This is a genomic window from Sphingobium xenophagum NBRC 107872, from assembly GCF_000367345.1.
Classification (GTDB): Bacteria; Pseudomonadota; Alphaproteobacteria; order Sphingomonadales; family Sphingomonadaceae; genus Sphingobium; species Sphingobium xenophagum.
The window spans coordinates 1-8,895 of the sequence record NZ_BARE01000085.1 but is presented as its reverse complement, the minus strand read 5'-3'; the positions used below and the strand labels follow the sequence as shown (position 1 = coordinate 8,895).

The 8,895-nt window shown below is 62.6% G+C and carries 7 protein-coding genes; 3 read left to right on the top strand and 4 right to left on the bottom strand.

All coding sequences use genetic code 11. The features are described 5' to 3' along the window. On the top strand, positions 1–2,721 hold a 2,721-nt coding region (locus tag SX1_RS21250), incomplete at its 5' end, for a TonB-dependent receptor (protein ID WP_019054718.1). A 153-nt stretch (positions 2,722–2,874) separates the two neighbouring features. On the opposite strand, the gene fahA is transcribed toward SX1_RS21250, so the two are convergent. Genes fahA through phhA form a run of 4 tightly spaced genes read right to left on the bottom strand, consistent with a single transcriptional unit; the run spans position 2,875 to position 7,399 of the window. After that, on the bottom strand, positions 2,875–4,179 hold the full coding sequence (gene fahA / locus SX1_RS21245) for a fumarylacetoacetase (RefSeq protein WP_019054717.1): 1,305 nt from the start codon (positions 4,177–4,179) through the stop codon (positions 2,875–2,877). Next, positions 4,176–5,447: a homogentisate 1,2-dioxygenase gene (gene hmgA / locus SX1_RS21240; RefSeq protein ID WP_019054716.1), complete on the bottom strand. Its 1,272-nt coding sequence runs from the start codon at positions 5,445–5,447 to the stop codon at positions 4,176–4,178. The genes fahA and hmgA overlap by 4 nt, the downstream gene beginning before the upstream one ends. A 27-nt stretch (positions 5,448–5,474) precedes the next feature. Further along, a complete protein-coding gene (gene hppD, locus SX1_RS21235) occupies positions 5,475–6,515 on the bottom strand; it encodes a 4-hydroxyphenylpyruvate dioxygenase (protein ID WP_019054715.1) in 1,041 nt (346 codons plus the stop codon). Then, positions 6,512–7,399, bottom strand: a complete 888-nt coding sequence (gene phhA / locus SX1_RS21230) for a phenylalanine 4-monooxygenase (RefSeq protein WP_019054714.1) — start codon at positions 7,397–7,399, stop codon at positions 6,512–6,514. Before phhA ends, hppD begins: the two co-directional genes overlap by 4 nt. Before the next feature lie 94 nt (positions 7,400–7,493). On the opposite strand from phhA, the gene SX1_RS21225 reads away from it, so the two are divergent. Together SX1_RS21225 and lptB are read left to right on the top strand one after the other, a co-directional pair. Next, complete coding sequence (locus SX1_RS21225; RefSeq protein ID WP_017183793.1) at positions 7,494–7,970, top strand: Lrp/AsnC family transcriptional regulator; 477 nt, start codon at positions 7,494–7,496, stop codon at positions 7,968–7,970. 134 nt (positions 7,971–8,104) lie between these two features. After that, a partial coding sequence (gene lptB, locus SX1_RS23295; RefSeq protein WP_019054713.1) for an LPS export ABC transporter ATP-binding protein occupies positions 8,105–8,895 on the top strand: 791 nt, incomplete at its 3' end.

Sequence of the window (8,895 nt, the reverse complement as noted above, 5' to 3'; positions counted from 1 at the left end):
GCCGATGACACCGCCGACATCGTGGTGACCGGCGTGCGCGCATCGATTGTCGGCGCGCTCAATGTCCGCAAGAATTCGACCCAGATCGTCGATTCGATCGTGTCGGAAGATGTCGGCAAGCTGCCCGACAATAATGTCGTCGAAGCGCTCCAGCGGGTCACCGGCATTCAGGTCACCGACCGCGCCGGGGGTGAAACCGCGGGCATCACCATCCGCGGCCTGACAGATCCGCTGACGACGCTCAACGGCCGCAACATCTTCACCGCCGCTGGCACATCCTTCGCGCTGCAGGATATTTCCGCGAACCTGGTCAGCCGGATCGACGTCTACAAGACCCGCTCGGCCGATCAGCTTGAAACCGGCCTGGCGGGCCAGATCGACGTCCAGACCCGTCGCCCGCTCGACTTTGACGGCTTCACCATTTCCGGCCTGGCGCGTGGCGTCTATTCGGAACTGGCGGACAAATATAATCCCAACGTCGCCCTGCTCGTCAGCGATCGGTGGGAAACCGGCATTGGCGACATCGGCTTGCTGGTCAATGCCAGCTATACCAGGGCGCAATATCGCAACCAGAATCTGCAGGCCGGCGCGATGGTGCCCTTTGCCACCGAAACGCCGCCCGCCGGTTCGGGCCTGACGCCGCTGCAACGCATTTTCCCCGGCGGCAGTAACGAAAATTGGACGCCCGGCCTGGACGCGGGCCTGCCGACCGCCCCCGGATCGACGCTCAACATCAATGGCGTCGCCACCCCCTATTATCTGTCGCGCGACGCCGTCATCGCGTCCGACCTGTACGGCAAGCGTGAACGCCCCTCGATCAACGCCGCGCTGCAATGGGCGCCCAATGACAGTTCGGTCTACACCGCCGAAGTCTTTTACACCGGCTTCCGGGGCGAGACGTTCAACAGCCTGCATTTCAGCTTCGCCGACTGGTGGGGCAATCTGCCCGCGGACGTCGCCAACAGCTTTGAACTCTATGAAGGCACGAACATCATCAAGTCGCGCCGGGTGGGCGCGGTCGCAGGCTTCAACAGCGGCGACATGGCAACCAACCGCACCGACAGCTATGTCTATGCGCTGAACGCGAAATGGGATGTCGGCGCCAACGGCAAGATCGTCGCCGACCTGGCCTATCAGGACAGCAAGAACGAAACCTCCTTCTTCGCCATCCGCACCGATCGCGGCCCGCTCGATCTCGACATCGATTTCAACGCAGGCGGCGGCCTGCCCGCCTACAGCTTCGGCAATCAGGACGTGCTGACCGACGCCAGCAAATGGACCGTGGGCAATCTGTTCGACAGCGGCACGAAAAATACCGGCAGCGCGCTGACCATGATGCTGGACGGCGAATATAAGTGGGACGACGGCTTTCTGCGCCGGATCAAGGCGGGCTGGCGCTATGACAGCCGCAAGGCCGACAGCTATGTGCGCGATCAGGGCGCCGGTGGCCTTGGCGTGACGCTCGACGCCTTTGGCGAGGGCAGCCCCTTCACCAATAGCGGCTTCTTCGACGGGCGCGCAGACATTCCGACCAGCTGGGTGCTGGCCGATCCGCGCAGCATGAACAAGGATGCCGTGCGCCAGTTGTACCGCGCCGTCGCGCCCGGCCTGCTGCTGTCGGACCAGATGACGTTCGGCCATGTCTTTGGCATCAACGAAACGAACCTCGCCGCCTATATATTGGCCGATGGGGAGATCGAAATTTTCGGTCGTCCGCTTCAGTTGCAGGGTGGCGTGCGCTTCGTCGCGATCGACACCGAATATGACTATTTTGATCGCGGCAATGGGTTCGCCCGGACCACCGTATCGACAGGGTCGGAAAAATTCCTGCCGTCCTTCACCGCGCGCTACAATATCACCGACAATCTGCGCATCCGCTTCAACTATGGCGAAACGCTGCGTCGTCCGGCCTTTGGCGACCTCAATCCCAATCTGGCGCTGACGGGCGACCTGTCGCGCGTTGGTTTTGGCACCGGATCGTCGGGCAACCCCAATTTGCGGGCGACCCAGTCGAAGAATATGGACCTGGCGATCGAATGGTATTTCGGACGCAACAGCGCCATCTACGCCACCGCCTTCCAGCGCAAGATCGACGGCCTGGTCGTGCCGCTGACCGTGCGGGAGTTCATTCCGAACAATTATCTGCCCCGCAACGAAACCTATACCGAATTTTTCAACATCACCCGCCCGGCCAACGCATCCAACGGCACGCTCAAGGGGCTGGAACTGGGGCTGACCTATTTCCCCTCCTACCTGCCTTCGGTCCTCGACGGCCTGGGCTTTACCGGCAGCGCGACGATCCTGGATTCGGAACAGACGATCCCGGTCGTCGACAATGCCGGGCAAATCACCGGCACCGCCAAGTCAGCCTTCTTCGGCGTGTCGAAACTGTCCTACAACGCCACTTTGGCCTATGACAAAGGCCCGGTCGGCGCGCGCCTGTCCTATATCTGGCGCAAGGGGTTCCTGAACAACAATGAAGCCCGCGCCTTCGCCAACCCGATCGGCATGTGGCGCGCGCCGGAAAAGAGCCTGGACTTCCAGCTGACGCTGAACCTGAACGAAGATATCGGCATCACCTTCGATGCTGTGAACATCACCAAGGCGAAGCAGCAAAATTATTACAAGTTCGGCGATGTAGGCAACCCGACGGAGTTTAATTCCAGCACCTTGCTGATCGACCGCACCTTCGCCTTGGGCGTCCGCTTCAAATTCGACTAAGCGCCCCGTGCAACGCGGCAGTCATCGCCGCCTTGCATGTTTGGCGGTCGTTCCGGGTTTCCCCTCCAGCCCCGGAACGACCGCCATTTTTGCGATGTGCCTGTGGCGCATCCGATTGAACCTGCTGCGTGGCGCAGGATCAATGCGGGCCGTTTACGCCCGTGCCGGCAAGACCTGCGCCCGGCATTCGCCAAAGCCGATGGGCACGAATCCATCCGCCTGCGCGACCGCTTGCAATATGATTTCGTCGCCATCGGCCAGAAAGGCGCGGGTTTCGCCTGTGGGCAGGCTCAGCGGCTCCTTGCCCCCTACGGACAATTCCAGCAGGCTGCCAAAACCGTCCCTAGTCGGCGCGGAAATGGTGCCTGTGCCAAGCAGATCGCCGGGCATGATGTTGCAGCCATTGGACGCTTGATGAGTCACGATCTGCTGCACCGTCCAGTAGAGATTGCTGGCCGGACCCTGGCTCAGGCGCATCGGCGCCATGCCCGCATCGCGCATCGCTGCGCTGAGGAGATAGACAGACAGCATCACGCCAAGCGCGCCATGCGCCTGATCATCGGCATCGGCAAGATAGGGCAAGGGCGCCGGATCGCCATCGGGCCGCGCGGGCTGGGCGATGCGGAACGGCGCCATGGCTTCCGCTGTCACGACCCAGGGCGAAATGGTGGAATGAAAGCTTTTGGAGAGGAAGGGGCCGAGCGGCTGATACTCCCACGCCTGCAAATCGCGCGCCGACCAGTCGTTGAGCAGGCAGAAGCCGGCGATGTGATCCGCCGCGTCATGAATGGCAATGGGCGCGCCCTGCTCATTGCCCTGGCCGATCCACACCCCCATTTCCAGCTCATAATCAAGCCGCACGCTGGGGCCATAGACGGGCGCGTCGGCATCGGGCGCCTTGCGCTGGCCGCAGGGACGCAACAGCGCCTGCCCCGACGGGCGGATCGACGAAGCCCGGCCATGATAGCCGATCGGCACATATTTATAATTGGGCAGCAACGGATTGTCGGGCCGGAACTGGCGACCGACATTGGTGGCGTGGTGGATGCCGACATAGAAGTCGCTATAGTCGCCGATCTGCGCAGGCAGATGCAGCGTGCAATCGCATGCGGGGTAGAGATGCGGTTCGACCGCCGCCTGCATCGCCGGGTCAGACAGCAACATGCTGATCGCGCGGCGCAAGCCGCGGCGTGCGTCGACCGGCATCGCCATCAGCGCGTTGAGCGTCGGGAGCAGCAGCCTGTCACCCCCTTCCCCGATCAGTCCCGCGTCCGCGCAGGCCGCCAGGTCCAATATCATGTCGCCGATCGCCGTGCCGATCCGCGCCTTCCCCCCGACTGGCGAAAACACGCCATAGGGCAGGTTCTGGATCGGGAAATCGGCATGACCCTGCGCGCTCGCAACCCAGCTGGTCCGGGCCGGATCATGCGTTTCGTCGGTGGTCCACCAGCCGGTCATGGCAGCCGCGCCTTTGGAAAGCCCTGCCAGCAGGCGTCATAATCAGCCTGCAACAAAGGGGTTTCCATTGCCCATTGGGTAGGGCGAAACGCCATCCTGCTCTCGATCATGAACGCCATGCTTTCCTCTATCTTGTGGGGCGAAAGGACGGCATCCACCGCCTTGCGCCAACTGTCGACGTCCGGGCCATGACCCGACATATTATTGTGCAGGCTGCCCCCGCCGGGTGCGAAGCCACCTGCCTTGGCATCATATTGGCCGTGGATCAGCCCCATATATTCGCTCATCACATTACGATGGAACCAGGGCGGGCGAAACGTATCCTCCGCCACCATCCATCGTGGCGGGAAGATCACGAAATCGACATTGGCCGTGCCTGGCGTATCGCTGGGGCTGGTCAGCACCGTGAAGATCGACGGATCGGGATGGTCGTAGCTGACCGTGCCGATCGTGTTGAAGCGCGTGAGATCATAGCGACAGGGCGTCAGATTGCCGTGCCACGCGACCACGTCGAACGGGCTATGGTCAAGCTCGCTCTCCCACAGCGTGCCGCCATATTTCTGCACGATCCGGGTTGGCCGCTCGACATCCTCGAACGCTGCGACCGGCGCCTCGAAATCGCGGGCATTGGCAAGGCCGTTGGAACCGATCGGCCCCAGGTCCGGCAGCCGGAACAGCGCGCCGTGATTTTCGCAGACATAGCCGCGCGCCGCGCCATCGGGCAGTTCGACCCGAAAGCGCACCCCGCGCGGGATCAGCGCGACCTGCAACGGCGCAACCTCCAGCACGCCCATTTCGGTCACGATGCGCAGCCGCCCCTGCTGCGGCAGGATCAGCATTTCGCCATCGGCGCTGAAAAAGGCGCGATCCACCATGGACGCGCTGGCGGCATAGAGATGCACCGTGCAGCCGGTCCCCGCGCCAATATCGCCATTGGACGCGATCGTGACGAGGCCATCGACGAAATCCACCCCCGCCCCGGCGGCAGGCAGCGGATTCCAGCGCAGCCGGTTGGGCGTATCGACCTGCCCCGCTACGATCAGCGTATCGCGCCCATAGGGCCGGAACGGCGGATGCCCCGCGCTTGGCCGCATCCGGTAGAGCCAGCTGCGCCGGTTGTCATGGCGCGGCGCGGTGAAGGCGGTGCCGGACAATTGTTCGGCATAGAGTCCGAACGGCACATGCTGGGGCGAATTGCGCCCCACCGGCAACGCCCCGGCCACCGCCTCGCTCGCATGATGATTGCCCCAGCCGGGGAGATAATGCATGTCGATCCTCTCCTCCCAAGCCTTGCGTCAGGCGTCGACGCTCACCACCCCGCGCCGTATCTGGTCCAATTCGATGCTTTCGAACAAGGCCTGGAAATTGCCGTTGCCAAAGCCTTCATTGCCCTTGCGCTGGATGATCTCGAAAAAGATCGGCCCGAACATCGGCTCGGTAAAGATCTGAAGCAACAGCCCCTCGGTTTCAACATCGCCATCGATCAGAATGCGGTTGCGGCGCAACCGTTCCAGATCCTCCCCATGGCCAGGGACGCGCTTGTCGACCAGTTCGTAATAGGTCTCGATCGTGTCCTGCAACCGCACGCCGCGCGCGCGCAGCTTTTCGACCGTGCCGTAAATATCGTCGGTGGTCAGCGCCAGATGCTGGATACCCTCGCCATGATATTCGCGGATGAACTCCTCGATCTGGCTCTTGTCGTCCTGGCTTTCGTTCAGGGGAATGCGGATCGCCTTGTCCGGGGCGATCATCGCCTGGCTGGTGAGGCCGGTCGCCTTGCCCTTGATGTCGAAGAATTTCTGTTCCTCGAACCCGAACAGGGTGCGGTAGAATTCGCTCCACACCCGCATCTGCCCGCGCCGGACATTGTGGGTCAGATGGTCGAGCAGGTCGAGCCCGACATTGTTGCGCGCCTCCGCTTCGCGCCAGCCGGGAAATTCGGCCCAGTTGGCATAGGGATCGCCATGGTCGGGCATGAAATAGAGATAGGCGCCGCCAATCCCCATGATGACGGTGTCATCCTCCTCGGTCGGCTGCGCGCCATTGGCCAGCGCCCATTGCATCGCGCCCTGCGGGTCGGCGACGCGAAAGGCCATGGCGCTGGCAGAGGGGCCGTGCATCCCGCGAAACGCCGCCACCCGGCCCGCATCGTCGCGGTTGAGCATCAGGTTGATCCGCCCCTGCTTGAAGCGGGTGATATTCTTGGTCGGGTGCCGGTGGGTCGCGGTAAAGCCCAGCGCCTCGAACTGCGCGGCCATCGCTTCGGGGTCGGGCGACGTGAATTCGACAAATTCAAAACCGTTAAGGCCCAGGGGGTTGTCGGCGCTGGTGGTCATTTCGGCTCCTCTTGCATTTTCTTATGGGCATAGGCCTGCGTCCCGCGGGTAAAGACCCGGTCGCCTGGCAATATCGTGTCGGTATCCAGATCGCTTTGCTGCGCCAGCGCGGCATAGAGCGGCGCGAAATCGGTCTCGACGGTCTGGCGCAACAGCTGATCGAAACTGTCGATGACGAAATAGCTTTGCTGGAAATCGTCGATTTTATAGCGCGTCCGCATCAGCCGCTGAAGATCAAAGCCCAGCCGGTTGGGGGAGGCATCCTCCAGCGCGAAATGCGATTCAGCATTGGACGACACGATCCCCGCGCCATAGAGGCGCAGGCCCTCGTCCGTGTCGATCAGCCCGAATTCGACGGTGTACCAGTAAAGCCGCGCCAATTTCTCGATCGCGCCCAGCCCGTCGGCGCGCAGCCCGCCCTGGCCATAGGCCTGCATATAATCGGCGAACACCGGATTGGCGAGCAGGGGAACATGGCCGAACACGTCGTGAAACACGTCCGGCTCCTCCAGATAATCCTCCTGGCTTGGCGTGCGGATGAAGCGCCCGGCGGGAAAGCGGCGATTGGCCAGATGGTCGAAAAACAGCCGGTCGGGCACCAGCCCCGGCACGGCCACCACCTGCCACCCGGTCGCCTGCATCAATCGGTCGGACAGCGCGTCGAAACGCGGGATGCCCGGCTGATCCATCCTTAATATGTCCAGCCCCGCCATGAATTCCGGCACCACCCGCCCCGGCAACATGCGCGCCTGCCGCTCGAACAGCCGGTCCCACATCGCATGGTCGGCCGCGCTGTAGCGGTCCCAATCCTGCGGAACGGTCCAGTCCTCTGCGGCGTGCGCGGGACGATCCAGCGGGGTTTCGGCGTGCGGGGTTTCAGCCATGGCCCCAGCATCGCAAATCGGGCGCGAAATTGCTTTTCAAAATGGCCGAGAATCAGGGTATAACTGTAATTTCAATTCACATATCGGTGATTTCATGACGAAATTTGTTGAACTCGATGCTTTGGATCGCCGCATCGTTGCAGAGTTGCAGCGTGACGCCGCGCTCAGCAATGCCGATCTGGCCGAACGCGTCGGCAGCACCGGCCCATCCTGCTGGCGCAGGGTCAAGGCGCTGGAGGAAGCAGGCGTGCTGCGCGGCGCGGTCCGCCTGGCCGACCCGCACCTGCTGGGGCAGGATGTGACCATATTCTGCCATGTGCGGATGAAGGAGTTTTCGGGCGATTCGATCGCCGCGTTCGAAGCGTTCGTGCGCGATCATGATCAGGTGATGGAATGCTATTCCATGTCGGGCGAATGGGATTATCTGATGCGCGTCGTCGCCTCCAATGTCGCTGATTATGAGCATTTCCTGATGCGCACCCTGCTCAAGCACCCCTCCGTCGCGGGCGCATCATCGCAATTTGCGCTGTCGGTCACCAAATATCAGACCGCTTTGCCGGTGCGCGGCTAGGCGCGCCCGCGCCTCATCACGCCATTTTCCCCCTTGCCCCGGCGGCAATCCCATGCACAAAGAATGCCAACTGCCCTGCGGGCGGACCAATTTTTACTGGCGGTCAATCCATTGGCTGCAAGAATGGACGAACCATGCACGACGTCACCACCCAGGATCGGCCAGCCCAGGCCCACCACCCCCTTGCCCCGCAGGAACTGGGTGACGGCCTGTCGGTCATCTCGATCGCCAAAAGCTATGACAAGCGCGTCGTCCTGTCCGACGTGTCGTTGACCGTGGGCAAGGGCGAAGTGGTCGGCCTGCTTGGACCCAATGGCGCGGGCAAGACGACCTGCTTCTATTCGGTGATGGGGCTGGTCCGCCCCGACCGCGGCCGCATCGTGCTGGACGGGCAGGATATTACCGGCCTGCCCATGTATCGCCGCGCCATATTGGGGCTGGGCTATCTGCCGCAGGAAACGTCGATCTTTCGTGGCCTGACCGTCGCGCAGAATATCAGCGCCGTACTGGAACTGGCCGAGCCGGACCGTGATGCGCGCGACGCCCGGCTGGAACAGCTGCTCGACGAATTCGGCCTGACCCGTTTGCGCGATTCTGCGGCAATGGCGCTGTCGGGGGGCGAACGCCGCCGCTGCGAAATCGCCCGCGCGCTGGCCGCCAATCCCTCGATCGTGCTGCTGGACGAACCTTTTGCGGGCATCGACCCGCTCTCCATCGCCGACATCCGCGACCTGGTCAAAGACCTTAAGAACCGGGGCATCGGCGTCCTCATCACCGACCATAATGTGCGCGAAACGCTGGAAATCGTCGATCGCGCCTGCATCATCTATGGCGGCCAGATGCTCTTTGCCGGCAGCCCGACCGAACTGGTCGCCAATGCCGACGTACGCCGCCTCTATCTGGGCGAGAATTTCTCGCTTTGGGC